Source organism: Streptomyces sp. NBC_00385 (assembly GCF_035917155.1).
Taxonomy (GTDB): Bacteria; Actinomycetota; Actinomycetes; order Streptomycetales; family Streptomycetaceae; genus Streptomyces; species Streptomyces poriferorum.
The window spans coordinates 819,135-844,098 of record NZ_CP107951.1 but is presented as its reverse complement, the minus strand read 5'-3'; the positions used below and the strand labels follow the sequence as shown (position 1 = coordinate 844,098).

19 protein-coding genes are annotated in these 24,964 nt (G+C 70.4%); 5 read left to right on the top strand and 14 right to left on the bottom strand.

The window, feature by feature from the left end; all coding sequences use genetic code 11:
• Positions 1–53 precede the first annotated feature (53 nt).
• The 8 genes from OG959_RS03720 to OG959_RS03685 form a co-directional block, all read right to left on the bottom strand.
• A complete protein-coding gene (locus tag OG959_RS03720; RefSeq protein WP_326656563.1) occupies positions 54–1,259 on the bottom strand; it encodes an acyl-CoA dehydrogenase family protein in 1,206 nt (401 codons plus the stop codon).
• Positions 1,260–1,261: 2 nt separating this feature from the next.
• Positions 1,262–1,789, bottom strand: coding sequence for a MaoC family dehydratase (locus OG959_RS03715; RefSeq protein WP_326656562.1), 528 nt, complete (start codon positions 1,787–1,789; stop codon positions 1,262–1,264).
• A gap of 2 nt (positions 1,790–1,791) precedes the next feature.
• Complete coding sequence (locus OG959_RS03710) at positions 1,792–2,817, bottom strand: HpcH/HpaI aldolase/citrate lyase family protein (protein WP_442805533.1); 1,026 nt, start codon at positions 2,815–2,817, stop codon at positions 1,792–1,794.
• Positions 2,814–4,826: a protein meaA gene (locus tag OG959_RS03705; RefSeq protein WP_326656561.1), complete on the bottom strand. Its 2,013-nt coding sequence runs from the start codon at positions 4,824–4,826 to the stop codon at positions 2,814–2,816. The genes OG959_RS03710 and OG959_RS03705 overlap by 4 nt, the downstream gene beginning before the upstream one ends.
• A 1-nt stretch (position 4,827) precedes the next feature.
• Complete coding sequence (ccrA, locus tag OG959_RS03700; protein ID WP_326656560.1) at positions 4,828–6,165, bottom strand: crotonyl-CoA carboxylase/reductase; 1,338 nt, start codon at positions 6,163–6,165, stop codon at positions 4,828–4,830.
• A 358-nt stretch (positions 6,166–6,523) separates the two neighbouring features.
• Positions 6,524–7,333 (bottom strand): GNAT family N-acetyltransferase, encoded by an 810-nt coding sequence (locus tag OG959_RS03695; RefSeq protein WP_326656559.1) that lies wholly within the window; start codon positions 7,331–7,333, stop codon positions 6,524–6,526.
• Between the two features lie 56 nt (positions 7,334–7,389).
• Entirely contained in the window at positions 7,390–8,205 is an 816-nt protein-coding gene (locus tag OG959_RS03690) for a TetR family transcriptional regulator (protein WP_326656558.1), read from the bottom strand.
• Between the two features lie 130 nt (positions 8,206–8,335).
• Positions 8,336–10,117, bottom strand: coding sequence for a 3-hydroxyacyl-CoA dehydrogenase family protein (locus tag OG959_RS03685; protein ID WP_326656556.1), 1,782 nt, complete (start codon positions 10,115–10,117; stop codon positions 8,336–8,338).
• A gap of 371 nt (positions 10,118–10,488) precedes the next feature.
• On the opposite strand from OG959_RS03685, the gene OG959_RS03680 reads away from it, so the two are divergent.
• Positions 10,489–11,061: an adenylosuccinate lyase gene (locus OG959_RS03680; protein WP_326656554.1), complete on the top strand. Its 573-nt coding sequence runs from the start codon at positions 10,489–10,491 to the stop codon at positions 11,059–11,061.
• Here the strand turns inward: OG959_RS03680 and OG959_RS03675 are convergent.
• The 3 genes from OG959_RS03675 to OG959_RS03665 all read right to left on the bottom strand — a co-directional run bounded on the left by OG959_RS03675 (position 11,039) and on the right by OG959_RS03665 (position 14,413).
• On the bottom strand, positions 11,039–11,602 hold the full coding sequence (locus tag OG959_RS03675; protein WP_326656553.1) for a GNAT family N-acetyltransferase: 564 nt from the start codon (positions 11,600–11,602) through the stop codon (positions 11,039–11,041). The two genes, OG959_RS03680 and OG959_RS03675, sit on opposite strands and share 23 nt — an antisense overlap.
• Positions 11,603–11,647: 45 nt before the next feature.
• A complete protein-coding gene (locus OG959_RS03670; protein WP_326656552.1) occupies positions 11,648–13,234 on the bottom strand; it encodes an alpha/beta hydrolase in 1,587 nt (528 codons plus the stop codon).
• A gap of 129 nt (positions 13,235–13,363) precedes the next feature.
• Entirely contained in the window at positions 13,364–14,413 is a 1,050-nt protein-coding gene (locus tag OG959_RS03665; RefSeq protein WP_326656551.1) for an Rv2578c family radical SAM protein, read from the bottom strand.
• 149 nt (positions 14,414–14,562) lie between these two features.
• Here OG959_RS03665 and OG959_RS03660 point away from each other — a divergent pair, with 149 nt between their 5' ends.
• From OG959_RS03660 to OG959_RS03645, 4 genes are all read left to right on the top strand, one after another.
• A complete protein-coding gene (locus OG959_RS03660; protein ID WP_326656550.1) occupies positions 14,563–15,006 on the top strand; it encodes an SRPBCC family protein in 444 nt (147 codons plus the stop codon).
• 187 nt (positions 15,007–15,193) lie between these two features.
• Complete coding sequence (locus OG959_RS03655) at positions 15,194–17,638, top strand: MFS transporter (RefSeq protein ID WP_326656549.1); 2,445 nt, start codon at positions 15,194–15,196, stop codon at positions 17,636–17,638.
• Positions 17,639–17,795: 157 nt separating this feature from the next.
• On the top strand, positions 17,796–20,243 hold the full coding sequence (locus tag OG959_RS03650) for an ATP-binding SpoIIE family protein phosphatase (protein ID WP_326656548.1): 2,448 nt from the start codon (positions 17,796–17,798) through the stop codon (positions 20,241–20,243).
• Between the two features lie 114 nt (positions 20,244–20,357).
• Positions 20,358–21,077 carry a class I SAM-dependent methyltransferase gene (locus OG959_RS03645; RefSeq protein ID WP_326656547.1) on the top strand — a complete coding sequence of 240 codons (720 nt, stop codon included), beginning with the start codon at positions 20,358–20,360 and terminating at the stop codon, positions 21,075–21,077.
• A 55-nt stretch (positions 21,078–21,132) separates the two neighbouring features.
• Here OG959_RS03645 and OG959_RS03640 read toward each other — a convergent pair whose 3' ends face one another.
• The 3 genes from OG959_RS03640 to OG959_RS03630 are packed head-to-tail and all read right to left on the bottom strand — an operon-like array spanning position 21,133 to position 24,784.
• A complete protein-coding gene (locus tag OG959_RS03640) occupies positions 21,133–22,212 on the bottom strand; it encodes an acyltransferase family protein (protein ID WP_326656546.1) in 1,080 nt (359 codons plus the stop codon).
• A complete protein-coding gene (locus tag OG959_RS03635; RefSeq protein ID WP_326656545.1) occupies positions 22,212–24,452 on the bottom strand; it encodes a bifunctional polysaccharide deacetylase/glycosyltransferase family 2 protein in 2,241 nt (746 codons plus the stop codon). The genes OG959_RS03640 and OG959_RS03635 overlap by 1 nt, the downstream gene beginning before the upstream one ends.
• Complete coding sequence (locus OG959_RS03630) at positions 24,449–24,784, bottom strand: hypothetical protein (RefSeq protein ID WP_326656544.1); 336 nt, start codon at positions 24,782–24,784, stop codon at positions 24,449–24,451. The genes OG959_RS03635 and OG959_RS03630 overlap by 4 nt, the downstream gene beginning before the upstream one ends.
• Between the last annotated feature and the right edge of the window lie 180 nt (positions 24,785–24,964).

Below are 24,964 nucleotides of genomic sequence, written 5' to 3'. Positions count from 1 at the left end.
GAGGATGACAGGGTGTGATCTTCTTCGCGGCTAAATCACCTCGAATGGGACAATCAACCCTGGAAACGGTACTCCTCGAGGAGTCGGCGCCCGATGATCATTTTCTGGATCTCGGCGGTACCTTCACCGATCAGCAGCATCGGGGCCTCACGGTAGAGGCGCTCGATCTCGTACTCCTTGGAGAAGCCGTAACCGCCGTGGATACGGAAGGCGTCCTCGACGACTTCCTTGCAGTACTCGGAGGCGAGGTACTTCGCCATCCCTGCCTCCAGGTCGTTCCGCTCCCCGGAGTCCTTTTTGCGCGCTGCATTTACCATCATCGCATGCGCGGCCTCGACCTTGGTGGCCATTTCGGCCAGCTTGAACTGGATCGCCTGGTGCTGGGCGATCGGCTTTCCGAAGGTGTGGCGCTGCTGCGCGTAGGAAACACCCAGTTCGAATGCACGCTGTGCGACGCCACAGCCACGCGCAGCCACATTGACGCGGCCGACCTCCACGCCGTCCATCATTTGGTAAAACCCTCGGCCGGTGGTGCCGCCCAGCACGCGATTGGCCGGAATGCGTAGTCCGTCCATGATGAGTTCGGTGGTGTCGACGCCCTTGTAGCCCATCTTGTCGATCTTTCCCGGGATGGTGAGACCGGGCCGGACCTCGCCGAATCCGGGCTCCTTCTCCACCAGGAAGGTCGTCATCGACTTGTGCGGCGGCGTGCCCTCGGGGTGGCCTTCGTCACTCCGGCACAGGACCGCCACGAGCGTGGACGTGCCGCCGTTCGTCAGCCACATCTTCTGACCGTTGAGGACGTACTCGTCGCCGTCCTTGACGCCCTTGGAGCTGATGGCCGAGACGTCCGAGCCCAGCGCCGGCTCGGACATCGAGAAGGCGCCACGGACCTCGCCCAGCGCCATCCGGGGCAGGAAGGTGTCCTTCTGTTCCTGCGTGCCGTGCTGCTTGAGCATGTACGCCACGATGAAGTGCGTGTTGATGATTCCCGACACGCTCATCCAGCCGCGGGCGATTTCCTCCACGCACAGCGCGTATGTGAGAAGCGACTCACCCAGACCCCCGTACTCCTCGGGAATCATCAGCCCGAACAGACCGAGTTCCTTCAGGCCCTCGACGATCTCGGTCGGGTACTCGTCGCGGTGCTCCAGCCGGGTCGCGACCGGAATGATCTCCTTGTCGACGAAATCCCGGACCGTGGAGAGGATTTCCTGCTGGACGTCGTTGAGACCGGCCGTCTGGGCGAGTCGCGTCATGGCTACTTCTCCACGTTCTTCGGCGAAGGCTGCTTCGGCTCGGGGCGGCCGGGCTGTTCGCCGCCCCGCTCCTTGATGTACGTCTCGGTGGGGACCATGACCTTGCGGCGGAACACGCAGACGAGCGTGCCGTCCTGCTTGTAGCCCTTGGTCTCCACGTAAACGATTCCGCGGTCGCTCTTGGACCGTGACGGGGTCTTGTCCAGGACGGTGGTCTCGCCGTAGATCGTGTCGCCGTGGAAGGTCGGTGCCACGTGCTTCAGCGACTCGACCTCGAGGTTGGCGATCGCCTTTCCGGAGACGTCCGGAACCGACATGCCCAGCAACAGCGAGTAGATGTAGTTGCCGACGACAACGTTCTTGCCGAAGTCGGTCGTCTTCTCCGCGTAGTTGCTGTCCATGTGCAGCGGATGGTGATTCATGGTCAGCAGACAGAAGAGGTGGTCGTCGTATTCGGTGACGGTCTTTCCGGGCCAGTGCTTGTGGACGGCACCGACCTCGAATTCCTCGTACGTGCGTCCGAACTGCATGATCAGGCCTCCGGCGCTTCGAACTTGGAGGTGCGCTGCATGCCGGCCGCGCGGCCCTTGCCCGCGATGACCAGGGCCATCTTGCGGCTCGCCTCGTCGATCATCTCGTCGCCGAGCATCGCGGAGCCCTTCTTGCCGCCCTCCTCGGAGGTGCACCAGTCATAGGCGTCGAGGATCAGCTCGGCATGGTCGTAGTCCTCCTGGGAGGGCGAGAACACCTCGTTGGCGGCGTCGACCTGACCGGGGTGCAGCACCCACTTGCCGTCGAAGCCGAGCGCGGCGGCACGGCCGGCGACCTCGCGGTAGGCGTCCACGTCGCGGATCTGGAGGAACGGGCCGTCGATCGCCTGGAGGTCGTGCGTACGGGCCGCCATCAGGATGCGCATCAGGATGTAGTGGTACGCGTCCGCGCCGTAGCCGGGCGGCTGCTGACCCACGACCAGGGTCTTCATGTTGATCGACGCCATGAAGTCGGCCGGGCCGAAGATCAGGGTCTCCAGGCGCGGCGAGGCCGCGGCGATGTCGTCGATGTTGACGAGGCCCTTGGCGTTCTCGATCTGCGCCTCGATGCCGATCTTCCCGACCTCGAAGCCCATCGTCTTCTCGATCTGGGTGAGCAGCAGGTCCAGCGCGACGACCTGCTGGGCGTCCTGGACCTTCGGCAGCATGATGCAGTCGAGGTTCGGGCCCGCGCCCTCGACGACCGTGATGACGTCGCGGTACGTCCAGTGCGTCGTCCAGTCGTTGACCCGCACGACCCGGGTCTTGCCCGTCCAGTCGCCGTTGTTCAGCGCGTCGACGATGTGGTGACGGGCGCCCTCCTTGGCGAGCGGCGCACACGCGTCCTCGAGGTCGAGGAAGACCTGGTCAGCCGGGAGGCCCTGGGCCTTCTCCAGGAACCGCGGGTTCGAGCCGGGCACTGCCAGACAGGAGCGGCGCGGACGCAGACGGTTCACGGGAGACGAGGAGTGCGCGGCGGAGCCGCCCGAAATCGGGGTGGTGGCGGGCGACGGGCTGGGCGTGGTCATGCGGGGACCTCCAGAGGGTCGAGCTTGTTCGCTTTCCGGATCTCGTCGACGATACGGCCGATGATCTCCGTGATACCGAAGTCCTTCGGGGTGAATACGGCGGCGACACCGGCCTTGATCAGGGCCTCGGCGTCGGCGGGGGGAATGATCCCGCCCGCGATCACCGGGATGTCGCCCGCTCCGGTGCGGCGCAGCCGGTTCAGTACGTCCGGCACCAGCTCGGCGTGCGAGCCGGACAGGATCGACAGACCGACGCAGTGCACGTCCTCGGCGACGGCGGCCGAGACGATCTGTTCGGGCGTGAGGCGGATGCCCTGGTAGACGACCTCGAAACCGGCGTCACGGGCGCGCACCGCGATCTGTTCCGCGCCGTTGGAATGTCCGTCGAGGCCCGGCTTGCCGACGAGCAGCCGCAGCCGGCCCGCTCCCAGGTCCCCAGCGGTCCGGGCGACCTTCTCGCGTACGAGAGCCAGCGGGGTGCCCGCCTCCGCCGTCACCGCGACCGGGGCGGAGGACACCCCGGTCGGTGCGCGGAACTCGCCGAAGACGTCGCGCAGGGCCCAGGACCACTCGCCGGTGGTGACGCCCGCGCGGGCGCACTCGACGGTCGCCTCCATCATGTTCTCGGTTCCCGCCGCGGCCTTCTTCAGCGCGGCCAGCGCCTCGGTGGCACGCGGCTCGTCCCGGTTGTCGCGCCACTCGTGGAGCGCGGCTACGACCTTGGCCTCGTTGGCCGGGTCGACCGTCATGATCGCCCCGTCGAGGTCGGCGGTGAGCGGGTTGGGCTCGGTCGTCCCGTAGATGTTGACGCCGACGATCTTCTCCTCGCCGCCCTCGATCCGGGCGCGCCGGGCGGCGTGCGAGGAGACCAGCTCGGACTTGAGGTAGCCGGACTCGACGGCCGCCATGGCGCCGCCCATCTGCTCGATCCGGTCCATCTCGGCGAGCGAGTCCGTGACCAGCTCGTCCACCTTGGCCTCGATGACGTGCGAACCGGCGAAGATGTCCTCGTACTCCAGGAGATCGCTCTCGTGGGCGAGTACCTGCTGGATCCGCAGCGACCACTGCTGGTCCCAGGGCCGGGGGAGCCCCAGCGCCTCGTTCCAGGCGGGCAGCTGGACGGCGCGGGCGCGGGCGTCCTTGGAGAGGGTGACGGCCAGCATCTCCAGCACGATGCGCTGGACGTTGTTCTCCGGCTGCGCCTCGGTCAGACCGAGCGAGTTGACCTGGACGCCGTAGCGGAAGCGGCGCTGCTTGGCATTCGTGATGCCGTAGCGCTCGCGGGTGACGCGGTCCCAGATGCGGCCGAAGGCGCGCATCTTGCACATCTCCTCGATGAAGCGGACGCCCGCGTTCACGAAGAAGGAGATCCGGGCGACCACATCGCCGAACTTCTCCTCGGGCACCTGTCCGGAGGCACGGACCGCGTCGAGCACGGCGATCGCCGTCGACATCGCGTACGCGATCTCCTGGACCGGGGTGGCCCCGGCCTCCTGCAGGTGATAGCTGCAGATGTTGATCGGGTTCCACTTCGGGATGCGGTTGACCGTGTACGTGATCATGTCGGTGGTCAGCCGCAGCGACGGCCCCGGCGGGAAGACGTGCGTCCCGCGCGAGAGGTACTCCTTGACGATGTCGTTCTGCGTGGTGCCCTGGAGCTTCCCGGGATCGGCGCCCTGTTCCTCGGCGACGACCTGGTAGAGCGCCAGCAGCCACATGGCGGTGGCGTTGATCGTCATCGAGGTGTTCATCTGCTCCAGGGGGATGTCCTGGAACAGCCGGCGCATGTCGCCGAGGTGCGAGACGGGCACGCCGACCCGGCCGACCTCGCCGCGGGCGAGGATGTGGTCGGGGTCGTAACCGGTCTGCGTCGGCAGGTCGAAGGCGACCGACAGGCCGGTCTGGCCCTTGGCGAGGTTGCGCCGGTAGAGCTCGTTGGACGCCTCGGCGGTCGAGTGACCGGCGTACGTCCGCATGAGCCAGGGACGGTCCTTCTGACGGCCGCTCATGTCAGATGTTCCGGAATCGGTTGATGGCGTCGATGTGCTGCTCGCGCAGTTCCCCGTTGCGCACGCCCAGGCCCTCGGTGGGCGCCAGCGCCAGGACGCCGACCTTGCCCTGGTGGAGGTTGCGGTGCACGTCGTACGCGGCCTGGCCGGTGTCCTCCAGGGAGTAGACCTTCGACAGCGTCGGGTGGATCTTCCCCTTGGCGACCAGGCGGTTGGCCTCCCAGGCCTCGCGGTAGTTGGCGAAGTGCGAGCCCACGATCTTCTTGAGCGACATCCACAGGTAGCGGTTGTCGTACTCGTGGTTGTAGCCCGAGGTCGAGGCACAGGTGACGATCGTGCCGCCCTTGCGGGTCACGTACACACTCGCGCCGAAGGTCTCGCGGCCCGGGTGCTCGAAGACGATGTCCACGTCCTCGCCGCCGGTCAGTTCACGGATGCGCTTGCCGAAGCGCTTCCACTCGCGCGGGTCCTGGTTGTGCTCGTCCTTCCAGAACCTGTAACCCTCGGCGTTGCGGTCGATGATCGCCTCGGCGCCCATCTTCCGGCAGATCTCCGCCTTCTGGTCGCTGGAGACGACACAGATCGGGTTGGCGCCGCCGGCCAGGGCGAACTGCGTGGCGTAGGAGCCGAGTCCGCCGCTCGCGCCCCAGATGAGGACGTTGTCGCCCTGCTTCATGCCCGCGCCGTTACGGGAGACGAGCTGGCGGTACGCGGTGGAGTTGACCAGTCCGGGTGCCGCCGCCTCCTCCCAGCTGAGGTGGTCCGGCTTAGGCATCAGCTGGTTGGACTTGACAAGTGCGATCTCCGCCAGGCCGCCGAAGTTGGTCTCGAAGCCCCAGATGCGCTGCTCGGGGTCGAGCATCGTGTCGTTGTGGCCGTCCGAGGACTCCAGCTCGACCGAGAGGCAGTGCGCGACGACCTCGTCGCCGGGCTTCCAGGCATTGACGCCGGGGCCGGTGCGCAGGACGACGCCCGCCAGGTCGGAGCCGATGACGTGGTACGGCAGGTCGTGGCGCTTGCTGAGGTCGCTGAGCCTGCCGTACCGCTCCAGGAAGCCGAAGGTCGAGACGGGCTCGAAGATCGACGTCCACACGGAGTTGTAGTTGACCGAGCTGGCCATGACCGCCACCAGGGCCTCGCCCGGACCGAGCTCGGGCACCGGCACGTCCTCGACGTGGAGGGACTTGCGCGGGTCCTTGTCGCGGCTGGCGACGCCGGAGAACATCTCGGCCTCGTCCTTGTGCACGGTCACCGCGCGGTACGACTCGGGAATGGACAGGGCCGCGAAGTCTGCGGCGCTGCTGTCCTGCGATTGGATCGCGTCCAGGATTTCCTTCACGGTGTGCCTCCGGTGGTGCGGCGTTTGAGGGAACGCTTGAGGGTCCTGCGGAGCAGGGGGAGCGGTGTTGCGTGGAGGTGTGCCGTCGGTTCGGCGGGTGGTGCTTCGGCTGCTTGCTCGGTGGAGCAGAAGGGGTTGCCTGTGACGCAGGCGTCCGGGCGCGCAGGCACGTGGCTTGCGGGGACAGCCGGCGTACGTGAGGTCTCAGCACGCCGGCCGCCCGGACGACTTCAACGTATGGCACTCCGTGACAGCTGGCAAGGCACTCGGTGCCAGCAATTTCCCTCAATTGTCATCCGGGTGCCACGCATGAGCAACACGACGGGCGATTTGCCGCCATGTGCCCCACCGTGGGTGGTCAGGAGGCGGGGCGGTAGACGTACGGCGTGGTCGTGCCCAGTGCCGTGAACCCGAGGCGCTGGAGGATCGGGCGGCTGTCCTCGGTCGCGTCGACCTGGAGGTACCGGTAGCCGCGCTCGGCGGCGATCCGGGCCCGGAAGGCGATCAGCGCCCGGTAGACACCCTTGCCGCGCCATGCCTCGACCGTGCCGCCTCCCCACAGCCCGGCGAAGCCCGTGCCCGGGTACAGCTCCATCCGGGCCGAGCTCACCGGCTCGTCGCCCGCCATGGCCAGCACCCCCACGAAGTGGTCCGGGTCCTCCTCCAGCCGGGCCAGCACCTGAAGGCGCAGCCGGGACCAGTCCGTGCCGAACGCCTGCTCATGGGCCCGGGCCATCAGGTCCACATCGGCCTCGTCACGCACCGTGCGCAGCTGGACGCCGTCCGGGAGCCGGACGGTCATGGGCTGGTCCGCCACCGGCGCGACGAGGAGGGTCTCCGGCTCCTCGGGCACGAATCCGGCCGCCAGCAGCCGCGCCCCCAGGTCGGCCGGCCGGTCGTGGGAGTACAGCTTCCACTCGAACTCCCCGTACCCGTGCGCGGTGCAGTGGGCGACCTGCGCCGCGATTGCCGCGTCCGCCCGTGCGGCGTCCAGATCGGGCGAGGACCAGACGACCGCGTTCCAGTCGGTGTCCGTGCCCACTTGGCGTACGAAGCCGTCGCCGTGCTCGACGCGGACACCGGGGCCGTCCGGCCTGGCCCCTTCGCGCCTCTCGCGGTCGAAGACGGCCAGCAGCTCTTCACGGTGTGCGCTCGGTTGATCGTTCATCCGCACACCACAGCACCGGGGCACCGCCCCGGCAACCGGGTTTCGGCGCGCTCCGCTCAGCGCTCCTTGAGGGCCTGCTGGATCGTGCGCATCACTTCGTCCAGCGGCGCGTCCGTCCGTGCCACGGCCACCAGCACCTCGCCCTCGGTGCTCACCGACGCGGCCGGAGGCTTCGCCGGCTCGGTGCCGGCGGTCCGGCCCGCGCCGATCCCCGTCCCGAACGTGTCGCGGACGATGGCGAACGCCTGGTCCAGCTGCGTCTCCACATCACCCTGGCCGTCCGCGCGCAGCCAGCGGCGCAGCACGTGGTTGTGCGCGGTGACCACGGCGGACGCCGCGACCTCCGCGAGCAGCGGATCGTCGTTGCCCGCGAGGTGGTCGCGCTCGTCGAAGTGGCCCAGCAGATAGCGCGTGAACAGCCGCTCGTAGCGGGCCACCGAGGCGATCTCGGCCTGCCGCAGGGTGGGCACCTCGCGGGTCAGTTTGTACCGGGCCACGGAGACCGCGGGCTTCGCCGCGTACATCCGCATGACTTCCTTGATGCCGCGGCAGACCGTGTCGAGCGGGTGCTCGTGCGCGGGGGCGGCGTTCAGGACCGCCTCGGCCCGGACGAGGGTGTCGTCGTGATCCGGGAAGATGGCCTCTTCCTTGGACCGGAAGTGCCGGAAGAAGGTCCGCCGGGCGACGCCCGCGGCGCCCGCGATCTCGTCGACGGTCGTCGCCTCGTACCCCTTCGTGGCGAAGAGCTCCATCGCCGCCGCGGCCAGTTCACGGCGCATTTTGAGCCGTTGGGCGGCGGCGCGGGTGCCTGCGGCACTTTCCGGGACGTCGGGCGCGGCGGACACACGGGGGGACCTGGCGGGCTGGGACATGGTGTGAACGTACTGCATCGGTGCAGGAGAGCGCGCCTGTGGGGGCGGGCCGCCCGATGGTCCGAGCAGCCCGCCCCACCCGGCTCCCGGTCCGGAGGGCCCTGCGACGGGCCCTGCGGACCGGGGCTTGTCAGCGGCGGGCATATTCGCGGAAACCGCGCCCCGTCTTGCGGCCGAGGCAGCCCGCGGCCACCAGATGCTCCAGCAGTGGCGCCGGCGCGAGGCCCGGGTCGCGGAACTCGCTGTGCAGCACCTTCTCGATCGCGAGCGAGACGTCGAGCCCGACCACGTCCAGGAGCTCGAAGGGGCCCATCGGGTAGCCGCCGCCCAGCTTCATCGCGGCGTCGATGTCGTCGAGGGTCGCGTAGTGCTCCTCGACCATCTTGATCGCGTTGTTGAGGTACGGGAACAGCAGCGCGTTCACGATGAACCCGGCCCGGTCCCCGCAGTCCACCGGGTGCTTGCGCACCTTTCCGCAGACCTCACGGACCGTGGCGTGCACCTCGTCCGCGGTGAGCACCGTCCGGACGACCTCGACCAGCTTCATCGCGGGCGCCGGGTTGAAGAAGTGCATCCCGATGACGTCCTCGGGACGCGAGGTGGCCCGGGCGATCGAGACGACGGGCAGTGAGGAGGTGGTGGTCGCGAGCACCGCGCCCGGCCGGCACACCTTGTCCAGCGTGGCGAACAGCTGCTGCTTGACCAGCAGGTCCTCGGCCACGGCCTCGACTGCCAGGTCGACCCCGGAGAAGGAGTCCAGCGACCCCGCCGCGGTGATCCGGGCGAGCGTCTCGTCCCGCGCCCCGGCCGTCAGCCGCCCCTTGGTGACCGACCGCTCCAGCGACTTGGCGATCCGGACCTTGGCGACGTCCGCCTTCTCCTGGCTGCGCGCGGCGAGCACCACGTCGTACCCGGCCTTCGCGAAGACCTCCGCGATCCCCGAAGCCATCGTCCCGGACCCTGCGACGCCGACCGTACGCACCGTACGGCCCGCGCCCGCCCCGGCGTCCTGCGCCGGGGTCAGCGCGTCCGGCACGACGGTCTGGCTGCCCGGCTCCGCGTACGTGTAGAAGCCGCGGCCCGACTTGCGGCCGGTCAGCCCCGCCGCACTCAGCTGGCCCAGGACGGGTGCCGGGGCGTGCAGCCGGTCGTGCGAGGCGGAGTACATGGCCTCCAGGACGGTACGGGCGGTGTCGATGCCGATCAGGTCCAGCAGCGCGAGCGGGCCCATCGGCAGACCGCAGCCCAGCCTCATCGCCGCGTCGATGTCCTCGCGGGAGGCGTAGTTCGCCTCGTACATCGCGGCGGCCTGGTTGAGGTAGCCGAACAGCAGACCGTCGGCGACGAACCCCGGCCGGTCACCGACCGCGACCGGCTCCTTGCCCAGTTCCCGGGCGAGCGCGGTGACGGCTTCCACGGCCGTCGGCGCGGTCAGCACCGAGGAGACCACCTCGACCAGCTTCATCGCCGGCGCCGGATTGAAGAAGTGCAGGCCGAGGACCCGCTCCGGGTGCTGCGACTCCGCGGCGAGACGGGTCACCGACAGGGCGTTGGTGCCGGTGGCGAGGATGGTGGTGGGGGAGACGATCGCGTCGAGCTCGCGGAAGACCTGCTGCTTGATCTCGTACGTCTCCGGCACGACCTCGATGACCAGATCCGCCTCGGCCGCGGCCTGGAGGTCGGAGAAGGTACGGAACCGGGCGAGGGCGTCGCGCCGCTCCTCCTCCGTCATCCGCTCGCGCTGCACGGCGCGGGCGGTGGAGGCTTCCAGGGAGGCGACGGCCCGGCGGGCGGTCGCGTCGTCGATGTCGATGCCGATGACCTCGCGGCCGGCGCCGGCCAGGACCTCGGCGATGCCGGTGCCCATGGTGCCGAGGCCGACGACGGCAATGGTGCTGAACGGGGTGTCCATCACGGGACTCCAGGGATGAGTGACGACTGAGGGACGCACGCGGCGCGCGGCCGATGAGAGGGCCGAAGGGCCCGACCGGCGTGAGGCGTGCGGGAATTGCCTGTCGTGGTGCTCAGGTCCCGGGCGCGAACCGCACGCCGGGACCGGTAAAGGGCGACGGACTCTGTCCCGGAGTCACGTCTCACAAGCTGCCGAACCGACAAACACTCCGGGTGGCTGCGTCACCAGGCCACCGGAGCCGGCGGGGGAGTGTCCCGCTCACATGAGGTTAACCGGCGAGTAACGAGCGCGCCAGTCCTCGGTTGTTGTGGCCCCCCTCACATCCACGGCCGCCGTCGGCACGCTGCGTGTCCACCGATACGCTTACGGTCATGGATGAGGAGTACCGGTCACTGACGCACCGGCTGGCGGACGAGGCGGGGGAGTCGGCGGCCTACCGCAAACTGCTCGCCACCGATGACGACGAGGAACTGGCGCGGGTGCTCATCGAGCGCGAACGCCCGCTCTGGGCGCGCGAGATCGCCGCGTACCGGCTCGGCTGCGGCGGGGACCGCCGTGCTTTCGAGACTCTGGTCCTGCTGCTCAACCATCGCGACCCGGAACGCTGCGTCGGCGCCGCCCATGCCCTGGCCCGCCTCGGTGACCCCCGCACGCCGCGCGCGGCCGCCGCCCTCGCCACCAACTCCCTGCGCACGGCCTATGCCCTGTACCCGGTCCGCCTGCTCGCCGAGCTGAGGGCCCCGGAGTCCGTGCCCGCTCTCATGAGCACCCTGTCCCGGCTGCTGGGGCCGGACGAACCGCACTGGCGGGTGGCGCTCGCCTGCGTCGAGGGCCTCGGGCAGCTCGGCGACGTACAGGCGCGCCCGGTCCTGGAGGCCGCCCTGCCGCACCCGCGTCTCGCGGACGCGGCCGAGGACGCGCTCAGCCGGCTGCCGGCGGGCTGAGGGGGCGTACGTAGCGCACCTCGGGCACCGCGACACCGTCCACGTCGAAGGGCTCCTCGGCGCCGTCGGGGCGAAAGCCCGCACGTTCGTAGAAGCGGCGGGCCGGCGCGTTCTCCTTCAGCACCCAGAGCGCGACATCGGGGTGGCCGGCCGTGGCGGCGCGCGTCAGTACCTCCGCCATCAGGGCCCGGCCCACACCGGTCCCCGTCTGTTCCGGCAGGACGTAGATCGCGTACACCTCGCCGCGGGCGAGCCGCCTGCCGTCCTCGCGGTACGGCCCGTACGCCGCCCAGCCGACGACGCCGAGGCCCGCCCGCTCGGCGACCACGTCGACGACGGGGCCGGCCTCCGTGAAGAAGCCGCGGCGGCGCTCCGCGTCCGCGGCGATGTCCATCGCGTCCAGATGCGCCTGCGGCATCAGGCCGGCGTACGCGCTCTGCCAGCCACGCACCCGGACCCTCGCGACGGCTTCGCAGTCGTCGATGGTCATGTCCCGGATCAGGGTGACGGGGGCGTGCGCGGGCACGGGCCGAGTGGTCATCCGCCCATCCTCGCGCACGCCTCCGAACTGCGGCAACGTCCTTTCTCAGCCCCGGAAGCCGAGCAGTCCGTGCAGCGTTCCGCCGCTCGCGTCCGTACGGGAGGCCGGGCGCGCGGACTTGGCGGTCGCCGGCTCGGGGTCGGGCGTCTTCGCGCAGACCGCGTCCACGTCGCCGCCCTTCCCGCGCGGCACGGTGCCCTTGGCCAGATAGTCCGCCAGATACCGGTCCAGGCAGGCGTTCCCGCTCAGGGTGACGCCGTGGTTGCCGCCGCCCTCCTCGACGACCAGGCTGGAACCCTTGAGCTTGCGGTGCAGGGTGACCCCGCCCTCGTACGGGGTGGCCGCGTCGTCCGTCGCCTGGAAGAGCAGCGCCGGGGGCAGCGCGCGGTTGGAGACCCGCACCGGGTTCAGCGGCTCCACCGGCCAGTCCGCGCACGGGGCGTTGTACCAGGTGTTGCCCCAGGTCATGAACGGGGCCTTGGCGTGGACCCGCCGGCTGTCGCTGCGCCAGACGTTCCAGTCCTTCGGCCACTGCGCGTCCCGGCACTGCACGGCCGAGTAGACCGAGTACCCGTTGTCGCCCTCCGCGTCGACCGCGGCGAAGCGCTCGTACGCCTTCACCAGGGCCTGCTCGTCCTTGTCGTGGACGTAGGCGGCGAACGCCTCGGCCAGATCGGGCCAGTAGCCGTTGTAGTAGCCGCCCGGCAGGTAGGTGTCGTCCAGCTCGCCGGCACCGACCTTCCTGCCCGCGGGGTGCTTCCTCACCGCGTCCCGCATCCGGTACCAGGCCGCCTCGACCCTCGCCGGGTCGCTGCCGAGCCCGTACGTGGCGTCGTACTTGGCCACCCAGGCGGCGAAGGCCTTGTGGCGGGTGTCGAACGCGTAGTCCTGGCTGATGTTGTCGTCGTACCAGACCCCGTCCGGGTCCACGTTCGAGTCGAGGACCAGGCGCCGGACGCGCTCCGGGAACAGCTTGGCGTACACCGAGCCCAGGTAGGTGCCGTACGAGTAGCCGAAGTAGTTGAGCTGCCGGGAGCCGGTCGCGCGCCGGATCACGTCGAGGTCCTTGGCCGCGCTGACCGTGTCCATGAACGGGAGCAGGTCCGGGTACTTCTTCCCGCAGGCGGCCGCGAAGTCGCGGGCGCGGTTGCGGTTGGTCCGCTCGTCCTGGACGGAGTGCGGCACCGGGTCGGGCCGTACCGGGTCGAAGTACTTCGGTACGCAGTCCAGGGCCGGGCGGCTCCTGCCGACTCCGCGCGGGTCGAACCCGATCACGTCGTACTGGGCGGCCACCGCCTTCGGCAGCGAGGCGGCGACGAAACCGGCCATGGACAGACCGCTGCCGCCCGGGCCGCCGGGGTTGACCAGCAGCGGCCCCTGGAAGGTCTTCGCCGTGTGCGGGACCCGGGTCAGGGCGAGGGTCACCTGACGGCCCGACGGCTGGTCATGGTCGAGCGGGGAGCGCACGGTCGCGCACTGGAGTGTCGGGGACGACTGGGTGCCGCAGCCGGTCCACTCGATCGAGGCTGCGCCCCGCGCTTCGCCGACGGCGCTCGCCGGTGCCGGCGCGGCGGTCACCAGACCGGCGACCGTCGCCCCGACGGCGAACAGAATTCCTGAACGGTTCGTCATATGGCCTCCCGTGGTGGGGGAACACGGCTGCGGGTGGCGCAGCCCCCGCCGCATGCTCCCCGTATTCGGGGCCGGAAGGACCTGTTCCGGTGAGAGATGACCCGTTTGCCCCCGTGGGCGCGGCCCCGGTCAGAGCAGGGTCAGCTGGGTGGGCTCGGAGGCGGGCGGCGGGGTCCGCTGCTCGTCGGGCTCGCGGAGGCCGCGCGGCGTTCCGTGGTGGGAGGGGCCGATGCCGTACTCCGTCGCCAGTTCGTGCACGTACCGGGTGATGCGGCGCTGGTACCACGTGGGTGCGTACGCGCCGTCCGCGTACAGCCGCTCGTACCGGCGCACCAGGTGTGGATGGTGGTGGCCGAGCCACTCCATGAACCACTCCCGGGCGCCCGGACGCAGATGGAGGACGAGCGGGGTCACCGACGTTGCGCCGGCGGCGGCGATCGCGCGGACCGTCGCCCGCAGCTGGTCCGGCCGGTCGCCGAGGTACGGGATGACGGGCGCCATCAGAACCCCGCAGCCGATGCCGTGCTCGCTGAGGGTGCGGACGACGTCGAGACGTCGTTCGGGGGAGGGGGTGCCGGGCTCCACGGTCCGCCACAGCTCGGGGTCGGTGAAGCCGACCGAGACCGAGACGCCGACCTCGGTGACCTCGGCGGCCTGCCGCAGCAGCTCCAGGTCGCGCAGGATCAGCGTGCCCTTGGTGAGGATCGAGAAGGGGTTCGCGTGGTCGCGCAGGGCCGTGAGGATGCCGGGCATCAGGGCGTAGCGGCCCTCGGCCCGCTGGTAGCAGTCGACGTTGGTGCCCATCGCGATGTGCGCGCCGTGCCAGCGGGGTGAGGCCAGCTCGCGGCGTACCAGCTCCGGGGCGTTGATCTTGACCACGATCTGCGAGTCGAAGCCAAGCCCGGTGTCGAGGTCCAGATAGCTGTGGGTCTTGCGGGCGAAGCAGTAGACGCAGGCGTGAGTGCAGCCCCGGTAGGGATTGACGGTCCATTCGAACGGCATCCGGGATGCGCCGGGCACCCGGTTCACGATCGAGCGGGCCCGTATTTCGTGGAAGGTGATGCCCCGGAATTCCGGAGTGTCGAACGTGCGGGTCGTCACCGCGTCCGCGGCGAAGAGCGCGCCGGTACCGGTTTTGGTGGTTTCGGCAGGGTTATCGGCCAGATTGTCCCAGCGCATGGACGCCTCCTCGGTAGCACTGCCCCGAGAATAGAACACTTGTTCCCTTGATCGTTTTCTCCCCTTCGTCCCGGACCGGATTTTGAGCGGGGCTGCCGAGGTGGTTGGCTCAGCACACCCCCGAACAACCGAGTGCTGGAGGAACAGCCATGGCGCAGGTCGAGGCCACGACAGAGCGGATCATCGCGGCGGACGCGGAAGCGGTGTTCGACGCGCTGGCCGACTACAAGGACGTCCGCGGCAAGGTGCTGCCGGGCCACTTCAGCGAGTACGAGGTCCGGGAGGGCGGCGACGGCGAGGGCACCCTCGTCCACTGGAAGCTCCAGGCCACCAGCAAGCGAGTGCGCGACTGCCTGCTGGAGGTCACCGAGCCCACCGACGGGCAGCTCGTGGAGAAGGACCGCAACTCCTCGATGGTCACGACCTGGACTGTCACCCCGGCCGGTGAGGGCCGGTCCAAGGCCGTCGTCTCCACCGTGTGGAACGGGGCCGGCGGCATCGGCGGATTCTTCGAGAAGACCTTTGCGCCCAAGGGGCTTGGCCGCATCTACGACGAGCTGCTGCAGAACCTCGCCACCGAGGTGGAGAAGTAGTCTCCGGCGGGTCTGCCCGGCCTCACCGGTTCGGGTGGTTTTTTCTGCGCTTTGGTTGTGCGCCGTAGTGGCTCCCACCGGGGGATAAGCCCCTGAGTGCGCCGTCAGCGCCCCCTCGTCGCGTTTGCCCTCACTTATCGCGCAATGCGAGAAATGGGCGGCGGCAGTGCGACGAGGGGAGCGGCACGTGGTGGGTGGGATCACGCTGGTGAAGGACGAGCCCGGCGGTACGGAGCGCACCGAGACGGTGCCCGCGGCCGTCCCGCCTCCGCCGCCCGCCGCGACGGAGCCCGTTGCCCCGGCGCCCTCCGATGACGGGGCCACGGACCCCCGGCGTATCCGGCTCGTCTTCGTCGGGCTGATGCTCACGCTGCTGCTCGCGGCGCTCGACCAGATGATCGTGGCGACGGCTCTCCCGAAGATCGTCGGTGAGCTGCACGGCCTGGAGAAGATGTCCTGGGCGGTCACCGCCTATCTGCTCGCCTCGACCATCGGTCTCCCGATCTACGGCAAGCTCGGCGACCTCTTCGGACGCAAGAGCGTCTTCCAGTTCGCGATCGTCGTCTTCGTCGTCGGCTCCGCGCTGGCAGGCTGGTCGCGCACCATGGACGAGCTGATCGCCTTCCGTGCCATCCAGGGCGTCGGCGGCGGCGGGCTGATGATCGGCGTGCAGGCGATCATCGCCGACGTCGTACCGCCCCGGGAGCGCGGCCGGTTCATGGGGCTCATCGGTGCGGCCTTCGGACTCGCCTCCGTGGCGGGCCCGTTGCTCGGCGGCTTCTTCACCGACCACGCCTCCTGGCGCTGGTGCTTCTACATCAACGTGCCGTTCGGACTGGTGACGTTCGTCGTCATCACCGTCGTGCTGAAGCTGCCCAAGCCCACCGTCCGGCCCCGGCTCGACATCCTCGGCGCCGTGCTGCTGGCCGCCGCCTCCACCTGCCTCGTCCTGCTGACCAGTTGGGGCGGCACGGAGTACGCCTGGGGGTCGCGCACCATTCTCGGGCTGGCCGCCGGAGCTGCCGGAACGACTCTGCTGTTCCTCGCCGTCGAGCACCGCGCGCCCGAACCGATCATTCCGCTGCGGCTGTTCCGCGACTCGATCTTCAACGTCACCGCCCTGGTCGGCGCGGTCGTCGGGGTGGCGCTGTTCGGCGCCGCCAGCTATCTGCCGACCTTCCTGCAGATGGTCGACGGGGCCACCGCCACGGAGTCCGGGCTCCTCATGCTCCCGATGATGGGCGGCATCGTCGGCGCCTCCGTCGTCTCCGGCCAGCTGATCTCGCGGACCGGCCGCTACCGCGTCTACCCGATCGCGGGCAGCGCCATCTCGGCGGTGGGCATGTGGCTGCTGTCCCGGCTCGAAACCGACACCCCGCGCCTCGAATACAGCATCGCGCAGGCGGTCCTGGGCCTCGGCATCGGACTGATCATGCCGGTGCTGGTGCTGGCCGTGCAGAACTCCGTACGCCCCGCCGACCTCGGCACCGCCACCAGTGCCAACAACTACTTCCGGCAGATCGGCGGCAGCGTCGGAGCCGCCGTGTTCGGCACGCTCTTCGCCGGACGGCTGGCCGACGCGCTCGCCGTGCGGCTGCCCTCCGGGGCCGGTCTGCCCGACCCGGAGTCGATCACGCCGCAGCTGGTCCACGCGATGGAGCCCGCGCTGCGCGACGCCTACATCCAGGCGTACGCCGACGCGATGCCCCGGATCTTCCTCTACCTCGTGCCGGTCCTCGTGCTCGGCCTGTTCTTCGCCTTCTTCCTCAAGGAGAAACCGCTGGTGTCCCACCACAGCCCCGAAACCGCAGCCGAGCCCGCGACCATCCCCTCCGCCCGCACCGACCCCGCCGCGCCCTCCTCCGGCTACCTCTCCGGAGTGCCGGTCTGCGGCAGCGTCCAGCATCCCGACGGTACGAAGGTCCCGCGCGCCGCCCTCACCCTCATCGACGTCCAGGGACAGCAGGTCGGCAGAGGCGCCAGTGGGGACGAGGGGCGGTACGCGCTGAGCGTGCCCGGGGCCGGTTCGTACGTGCTCATCGCCGCCGCGGGCGGCCACCAGCCGCAGGCCGTCAGCGTCACGGTCGGCGAACGGCCGGTGGAGCTGGACGTGGTGCTCGGCGGCGCCGGACGGCTGGCCGGGACCGTCGTGACCGCGGACGGTGTCCCCGTGCGCGACGCGGCCGTCACCCTGACCGACGTACGCGGCGAGGTCGTCGCCTCCACCCGCAGCGGGCGCGAGGGCGGGTACGTGATCACGGAGCTGGTCGCGGGCGAGTACACCCTCGCCGCCTCCGCACCCGCCTTCCGGCCCGCCGCGCTGCCGGTCAGCGTGCAGGCGGCCAGGGAGACCCGGCAGGACATCGAACTGGCCGGCGGCGCCGTGCTGCGCGGGATCGTCCGGGCCAGTGGCGGGCGGCCCGTCGAGGACGCCCGGGTGACGCTCCTCGACGCGGCGGGCAACGTGGTCGACACGCTGACCACCGGCCCCGACGGCTCGTTCCGCTTCGTGGACCTGTCCACGGGTGAGTACACCGTGATCGCCGCAGGTTATCCTCCGGTCGCCACCGTGCTCCAGGTCGCGGGCGGTGGGCGCACCGAACGGGACCTCCAGCTGGGCCACGAGGACTGACGCACGGTGTTCCGTGTGCCGTCCGGATCAATCGGGTACGCGGGGCGCACCACCCCCTCGGGGGTGATTCCGCCGATGACCCGCGACGCCGGTCGCGGGGCCGTACCGTGGACGCACGCATCGCAGAGCCTTGCGGTGGGGAAGGAGCCTTCCGCCCATGGACCTCGGTGTGCCGCCGCAGAGGACACCACAGCCGCACGACGCCGCGGCGGGCCGCGTGCCGCTCGCCGTGGTCGTCGTCGACGCGGACGGCCTGGTCTCGCACTGGTCGACCGGCGCGAGGAGACTCTTCGGGGTCTCCCGGGCGGATGCCGTCGGCTGCCCCGCGGGTGAACTCCTGCCGGTGAACGGGGCGTTACGAGGACGCGGTGACCCGCTGCCGGACAGCGCGTACGCCGATTTCGGCCCCGAGCTCGACAGCTCCCTCAGCGGGACCGTCGTCCACCCGGCGGCGGGCCGGGCCCGCGTGGACGAACCGGACCGCGGCCGCATCGACGTGCTGTGGTGGGCCTATCCGCTGGTCGGACCGGGCCCGGAGCGGCTGCTCGTGCTCGCCGCGGACGCCGAGCCGCTGCGGGGCGACGGGGAGGGCGAGGGGCAGGGCAGCGAGACGGTTGCCCCCGGATTCGCCCTGCACACCGACTTCCCCGGCTACCGGGAACTCTCCTCGCGGCTGCCCGAGATCCTGCCCAGCATGAGCGTGCGGGAGGCCACCAGGATCGTCTCCCAGGTCCTGGAACTGGGCTATCCCGTACTGGAGTTCAGTCGGCACGACCGGATCCCGGTGACCCCCGACTGGGGTGCGCCGCAGCGCGCCGGGCGGCGTACCGCCGAAGGCCCGCAGGCCCGCGCCGGGGATGTGCCCGTCCCGCACACCGCACCACGTCCCGAACTGGACCTCGAGTACGCGGCGGTCCGCGAGCGGCTGGAGTTCCTCAACGAGGTCAGCGGCCGCATCGGCACCTCCCTCGACCTGGAACGGACCATCCGTGAGGTCACCAGCGCCGCCGTCCCCCGCTTCGCCGACTTCGCCGGTACGCATCTGCGCGCCGCGGTCCTGGCCGGCGAGGGCTTTTCCGACGGACCGCCCGACGTCACGACGATCTGGCACCGCGTCTGGGTCGAGCACAACGACGAGCCCGGCCGCTGGGACGACACCGTGCCCGTCGGCGAATCCATCGCCTTCCCCGAGCACACCCCGTTCTTCCGGTGCATGGTCACCGGCGAACCCGTGATCGTGCCCCAGGTCAGCGAGGAGTTGAGCAACCGGATCTCCGGCGAGTTCGAGAAGCGGGACCTGCGGCCCCTCATCACGCACCGCTCGCTGCTCATCGTTCCGCTCAAGGCCCGTGACGTCGTGCTCGGTTTCATGGTGCTGATGCGCCGCCCCGGCCGCGAGCCCTTCGACGACATGGACCGCACCACCGGCGCCGAACTCGCCGCCCGGGCCGGGCTCGTCCTCGACAACGCCCGCATGTACACCTACCAGGAGAACGTCGCCGAGACCCTCCAGGACAGCATGCTGCCGCAGATCGAACCACGGATGGCCGGCTGCGACATCGCCACCCGCTACCTGCCCGGTGCCCGGCTCGGCAGGGTCGGCGGTGACTGGTTCGACTCGGTGAAACTCCCCGGCTCCCGGACCGCCCTCGTCGTCGGCGACGTCATGGGTCATGGCCTCAACTCCGCAGCCATGATGGGGCAGTTGCGGACCGCCGTGCTGACCATGGCCACCATGGAGATGCCTCCCGCCCAGTTGCTGCGCAACCTCGACGACCTGGCGCAGCGGCTCGGTGAGCAGTACCTCGCGACCTGCCTGTACGCGGTCTACGACCCCATCCGTTCCGAGCTGCAGATCGCCAACGCCGGACACATCCCGCCCGTACTGGTGCGGGCGGAGGACGGCCGGGCGGAACTGCTCGACCTGCCGACCGGGGCCCCGATCGGCGTCGGCGGGGTCGCCTTCGAGACCGCCACGGTGCGGGTGCGCCCCGGCGACCGGCTGGTGCTCTGCACCGACGGTCTGGTCGAGGTGCGCGGCCAGGACATCGGTGCGGGGCTGGCCGCTCTCTGCGCCTCCGCCGCCCATCCCGCCGCGTCCATGGACGACGCCTGCGACACGATCATCCGCGCCCTGAACCCCAGCGGTGGCCGCAAGGACGACGTGGCCCTGCTGATGGCCAGGCTCAACGGCATCCCGGACGACGACGTCGCCGCATGGCAACTGGCCCTGGACCCGCGCGAGGTGGCCCGGGCCCGCCGGCTGGTCCGCGGCCGGCTCCTCGACTGGGAGCTGCCGGACGCGGTGGAGGCGGCCGAACTGATGGTCAGCGAGATCGTCACCAACGCCGTCAAGCACGGCCGAACCCATCACATCGGGCTCCGGCTGGTGCGCACCGGCGCTCTGCTCTGCGAGGTCACCGACGACGAGCCCGCCCCGGCCACGCTGCTCGACGCGGCCGCGGACGACGAGTCCGGCCGCGGGCTGGTCCTGGTGAGCAGCCTCGCCCGGGAATGGGGCACGAGCACCACGGCGCGCGGCAAGACCGTCTGGTTCGAGCTGTCCCTCTCCCGCCTCCCGCGCCCCCGGTCGAACGCCTGGTGAAGGACGTCTTCACCGGGGCTGTCGATGTGGTGCGCACCCTTGCCCCGGACGCCGCGGGGCGGTAGTCCGGTGCTGAGCGAAATGGGCTCGGTACGGCCGGACTTGGGAGTGCGCATGGATGTGTCACAGCGATACCGTGAGTCGTGGGAAGGGTTCTGGGCCGCCACCTCGGACGAACCCGGCGAGGCGATCTGGGACGCCGACCCCTCGTTGAGCGCCGCACCGCACAGCGAGCTGCTCCTGCCGTACGCCGATGCCGCACTGCCCGTGGCCGACCTCGGCTGCGGAAACGGCACCCAGACCCGCTACCTCGCCACCCGGTTCGCCCGGGCGATCGGCGTGGACCTCTCTCAGGCGGCGATCGGCCACGCACGGCGGGCGGACCCCGAAGGCGCCGCCGAGTTCGTCCAGCTGGACCTCGTCGACGGTGACGCGGTGCGGGCCCTGCACGAGCGGATCGGCGATACGAACGTGTACATGCGGGCGGTCATCCACCAGAGCGAACCCGAGGCCAGGCCCGCGGTCGCGGCGGCCGTGGCGACGCTGCTGGGGAACCGGGGCCGGGCGTTCGTCGCCGAACTGACCCCGGCCTCCCAGGATGTGCTGCGACAGGCGGCACAGGGGCCGGACGGCCCGCCCAAGAAACTGCGGCGGGTCTTCGACCACGGGCTGAAACCGGCGAGCGCCACCGATGAGGAGGTGCCGCAGGTGTTGCGGGCGGCCGGGCTCATCACCCTGGACAGCGGGGACACGGCACTGCCGCAGACCGAGCACCTGCCGGACGGAACCCGGATCGACCTGCCGGCGCGGTGGTTCGTCCTGGCCGCCCGCTGATCCGTGCGCGCCACCGGCCCCGGACGAGGAGTGCGTCCGGGGCCGGTGGCGTCGTTCACGGCAGCAGCCGCGGCCTCCGTTTCGCCGCGACGTCCTCGACCCAGCCGAGGAGTACCACCGCCGCGCCGACGAGGACCCAGGCGACACCGAACTGGAACCAGGTGCTGTCGAGCGGCAGCCGCCGTTCGACAGCGGGCACGTTCCACATCAGGTCGATCAGCGGCACGCTCGCCATCAGCGCGACCTCGTGCCACAGATAGACGGTCACGGCCCGTGCGTTGAAGACCTTCACCACCCGCGCCGCCACGGCGCGGCGGCCGAGCCAGGCACACACCGGCCGGAACCGGAGGAGCAGCAGGACGAAGCCCGCGGACCACAGGGCCTGGGCGAGCGGGATGTCGTCGAGGTCGTACGACCCGTCGACCCGGTGGCTGAGCGCCCACCAGCCCCCGGCCGCGAGCAGGACCGGCGCCACGGCGACGACCGGGCCGGGGCGCATCCGGTCGAGCACCCCGTCGCGGTGGGCGAATCCCAGCAGCCAGCAGAACAGGAAGACCGACCCGTCACTGAGCGCGCTCCCCAGCCGCCCGTCCGGCCCCCCGCCCAGCGCGGTCAGCACCAGGACGGGGACGAGGGAAAGGGCGAGCACCGGCAGCGGGGCAAGCCGGAAGAGCCGCAGCAGGACCGGTGAGAGCAGGACGAACCAGAGGTAGGTCCGCAGGTACCACAGCACCGCCCAGGCCTGCTCGCCCCAGGCGTCGCCCGGCGGGTCGCCGACCGGCAGCACCCAGTACAGGACGTCGGCGCCCGGCACCCAGCCGTGCAACAGCATCGCCACGCCGAGGACCAGGCCGAACACCCACAGCGGGATCAAGAGCCGGCGCAGCCGCCCCCGGATCACCTGCGGCGCGGGCCGCTCCAGCGAACGCGCCATGAGCGAGCCGGCGAGCGCGAACATCACGCCCATCGACGGGAACGCGAGCCCCAGCCACGGCCACGCGAAGGTGTGGTACGTGACGACACGGACCAGCGCGACAGCCCGCAGCAGGTCGAACCAGCGGTCACGGCCGCCGGCGGGGACGGGTTCCGGGCGGGCGGTCGCCAAGGACGTCCCCCGCCGGTGCACACCCCCCATCAGCGGCTCTCCGTTCCCGACGTGGGTGAGCCGACCACGCCGGTGCGCTTCAGCTTCTGCCAGCGAAGCCGCCCACCGGTCGCCGCGGTGACGCACGAGTGGATGAGCACCAGGTACATCAGCTGCCGGTACGCGAGTTGCTGGAGCGGCATCATGAGCAGATACCGGTACTTCTCCCGGTCGAGGCGGAACGCATAGGCCGCACACAGCAGTTGCACCAGCAGGATCGTGAGCCAGGCCAGCAGGGACGCCCTGAAGTCCACGAACAGCATCGCGTAGAGCGTGAACACGTCGATCAGCGGGGCGAAGAGGGGCGTGATGATCTGGAAGAGGACCACCAGCGGCATCCCGACCCGGCCGAAGCGGCCCGACGGCCCCCGGTCCGTCACGGAGCGCCGGTGCTTCCACAGGGCCTGCATGGTGCCGTAGCTCCAGCGGTAGCGCTGCCGCCACAGCTGACCCAGGGACGCGGGTGCCTCGGTCCACGCGCGGGCGTGCTCGGCGTAGACGACGCGCCAGCCGGCCCGGTGCAGGGCGATCGTGATGTCGGTGTCCTCGGCGAGGGTGTCCTCGCTCATGCCGCCGACGGCCAGCACCGCCCTGCGGCGGAACGCGCCGATCGCACCGGGGATGGTGGGCATGCAGCGCAGCAGGTCGTACATCCTGCGGTCGAGGTTGAAGCCCATCACGTACTCGATGTGCTGCCAGGCACCGATGACCGTGTTGCGGTTGCCGACCTTGGCGTTGCCGGCGACCGCGCCGACGGCCGGGTCGCCGAAGGGCTGAACGAGCCGGTGTACGGTGTCGGGTTCGAACACGGTGTCGCCGTCCATCATCACCACGATGTCGTAACGCGCCTGCCGCACACCGTTGTTGAGAGCGGCCGACTTTCCGGCGTTCTCCTGGCGTACGACCCGGAGGTTGGGCAGTCCCAGGGACTCGGCGATCTCCGGGGTCCCGTCGGTCGACCCGTCGTCGACGAGGATGATCTCGATCGGATGGGTGCTGGACGCCAGTGAGTTGAGTGTGTGGGCGATGCACTCCTTCTCGTTGTACGCGGGCACGATCACGCTCACCGGCCCGGTGACCGCGGGCCCCCAGACGAACCGGCGTCTGTTGCGCCGCCGGTAGTGGCTCCGGGCGAGGACGAGCATCAGCCCGAACCGTCCCAGCACGGCGACCCCGACCACGGTCAGCACCGCGGCGAGGCCGGGCATCGTCCACTCGGCGACCGCGACGGCGGCGAGAAGCGCCCGGCCCTCCCAGAGGATGGTGGCGTCGGCCTTTCGGTGCGCGGCCTGTTCGGGATCGGAGGCGGCGGCCGGCGGATCGACCGCCTGTCCGGCCCGGTCCGCGGTGTCCTGCCCGGACTGCCCGGACTGCCCGGACTGCCCGGACGGTGCCTGCGCCTGCTCGTCCAGTTGCTGGGCGCCGCTGACCGTGGTGAAGGTGTAGCCCTGCGCCTTCATCTTCTTGATGTACCGGGGCAGTGCCTCAAGGGTCTGCTCACGGTTGCCGCCCGAGTCGTGGAAGAGCACGGAGGCGCCCTTGCCGCTCTTCGGAGTGGCCAGGTCGATGATCTTGTCGACGCCCGGCTGCTGCCAGTCCTCGCTGTCGGTGTCGATGAACACGCTGGTGTAGCCGAGGGCACCGAGCTTCTCGTAGACGGGCCAGCTGTAGTCGTCGATGGCGTCGTTCGTCGACGAGTACGGGGCGCGGAACAGTGTCGTGGTGATGCCGGCGGCCCCGGCCAGGGCCAGTTGGGTCTGGGCGAGCTCACGCGTGACGCGGGAGGCGCTCTGATAGGAGAGGTCGACGTGCGTGAAGGTGTGGACGCCCACTTCGTTGCCGCCGGCGACCATGTCGCGCACGAGGTCCGGATAGCGCGAGACCATGGAGCCCACCAGGAAGAACGTGCCCGGGACGTCGTTGTCGTCCAGGACGTCGAGCACCTTGCCGGTCCACTCCGGATCGGGCCCGTCGTCGAAGGTCAGCACGATCGTTTTATCGGGAACGGACTGGGTGCGGGCGGTGCCGCCCGGGAAGCTGAGCAGGGGACCGCCGTCCAGGACGCTGTCCGGCACCTCGTCCGCACTCGCGCCGGAGCGGATCCGCTGGTCGTTGCCGACCTCGGCCCGCAGATAGCCGTCGAGCAGCATCACGGAGACCAGCCCCAGCAGCAGCAACAGGGCGATGACCACCCGGGGCCCCGGTATCGCCGACGGGCGGCTGCGGCTCATCGGGCCGTGCCGGTGCTCGGCGGGGCGTACGCGCTGCTGCCGCCGGGGGGCCCGCCGCCGGGGCCGCCCTGGGCGTTGGGCGTCCCGTCGAAGGGGAGCAGCGTCGAAGGGGACAGGGAGATCCCGCCCATGAAGGAGAGGGCCAGAACGGCGGCGTACCCGACGCAGATGACACCCAGCACCGCGCCGGCCCGGCGCAGCAGCCGGGCGCGCCGGCCGGAGCTGTCCACGAAGACGGGCCCTTCCTGCGCCTTGGGCAGGGAGGTGCGCGTGTGTTTGCGGTGCCGGCCACGCACGGCCGGATCTGTATCGACAGGGGTATCGGAAGGCATTTGCGTATGTTGACCAACGGCCTTGTGTGAAGTCTGGTGCTTTGCTGGCCGGACGCTGTGGATTCGCCCGTCACCTGTCGGTCGGCTGAGAGTGTGCGGGTGGAGTGCCGTGGTGCGGTCGGCCGGATTCCCTTCCAATGGTCAGATGTCAGTTGGTGGTTGACGTATCGATCATGGAGG

Bases quoted from the DNA above. Each gene is read 5' to 3' on its own strand.
- OG959_RS03720 (WP_326656563.1), bottom strand. From the start codon at position 1,259: ATGACGCGACTCGCCCAGACGGCCGGTCTCAACGACGTCCAGCAGGAA.
- OG959_RS03715 (WP_326656562.1), bottom strand. From the start codon at position 1,789: ATGCAGTTCGGACGCACGTACGAGGAATTCGAGGTCGGTGCCGTCCAC.
- OG959_RS03710 (WP_442805533.1), bottom strand. From the start codon at position 2,817: ATGACCACGCCCAGCCCGTCGCCCGCCACCACCCCGATTTCGGGCGGC.
- OG959_RS03705 (WP_326656561.1), bottom strand. From the start codon at position 4,826: ATGAGCGGCCGTCAGAAGGACCGTCCCTGGCTCATGCGGACGTACGCC.
- OG959_RS03695 (WP_326656559.1), bottom strand. From the start codon at position 7,333: ATGAACGATCAACCGAGCGCACACCGTGAAGAGCTGCTGGCCGTCTTC.
- OG959_RS03690 (WP_326656558.1), bottom strand. From the start codon at position 8,205: ATGTCCCAGCCCGCCAGGTCCCCCCGTGTGTCCGCCGCGCCCGACGTC.
- OG959_RS03685 (WP_326656556.1), bottom strand. From the start codon at position 10,117: ATGGACACCCCGTTCAGCACCATTGCCGTCGTCGGCCTCGGCACCATG.
- OG959_RS03680 (WP_326656554.1), top strand. From the start codon at position 10,489: ATGGATGAGGAGTACCGGTCACTGACGCACCGGCTGGCGGACGAGGCG.
- OG959_RS03675 (WP_326656553.1), bottom strand. From the start codon at position 11,602: ATGACCACTCGGCCCGTGCCCGCGCACGCCCCCGTCACCCTGATCCGG.
- OG959_RS03670 (WP_326656552.1), bottom strand. From the start codon at position 13,234: ATGACGAACCGTTCAGGAATTCTGTTCGCCGTCGGGGCGACGGTCGCC.
- OG959_RS03665 (WP_326656551.1), bottom strand. From the start codon at position 14,413: ATGCGCTGGGACAATCTGGCCGATAACCCTGCCGAAACCACCAAAACC.
- OG959_RS03660 (WP_326656550.1), top strand. From the start codon at position 14,563: ATGGCGCAGGTCGAGGCCACGACAGAGCGGATCATCGCGGCGGACGCG.
- OG959_RS03650 (WP_326656548.1), top strand. From the start codon at position 17,796: ATGGACCTCGGTGTGCCGCCGCAGAGGACACCACAGCCGCACGACGCC.
- OG959_RS03645 (WP_326656547.1), top strand. From the start codon at position 20,358: ATGGATGTGTCACAGCGATACCGTGAGTCGTGGGAAGGGTTCTGGGCC.
- OG959_RS03640 (WP_326656546.1), bottom strand. From the start codon at position 22,212: ATGGGGGGTGTGCACCGGCGGGGGACGTCCTTGGCGACCGCCCGCCCG.
- OG959_RS03635 (WP_326656545.1), bottom strand. From the start codon at position 24,452: ATGAGCCGCAGCCGCCCGTCGGCGATACCGGGGCCCCGGGTGGTCATC.
- OG959_RS03630 (WP_326656544.1), bottom strand. From the start codon at position 24,784: ATGCCTTCCGATACCCCTGTCGATACAGATCCGGCCGTGCGTGGCCGG.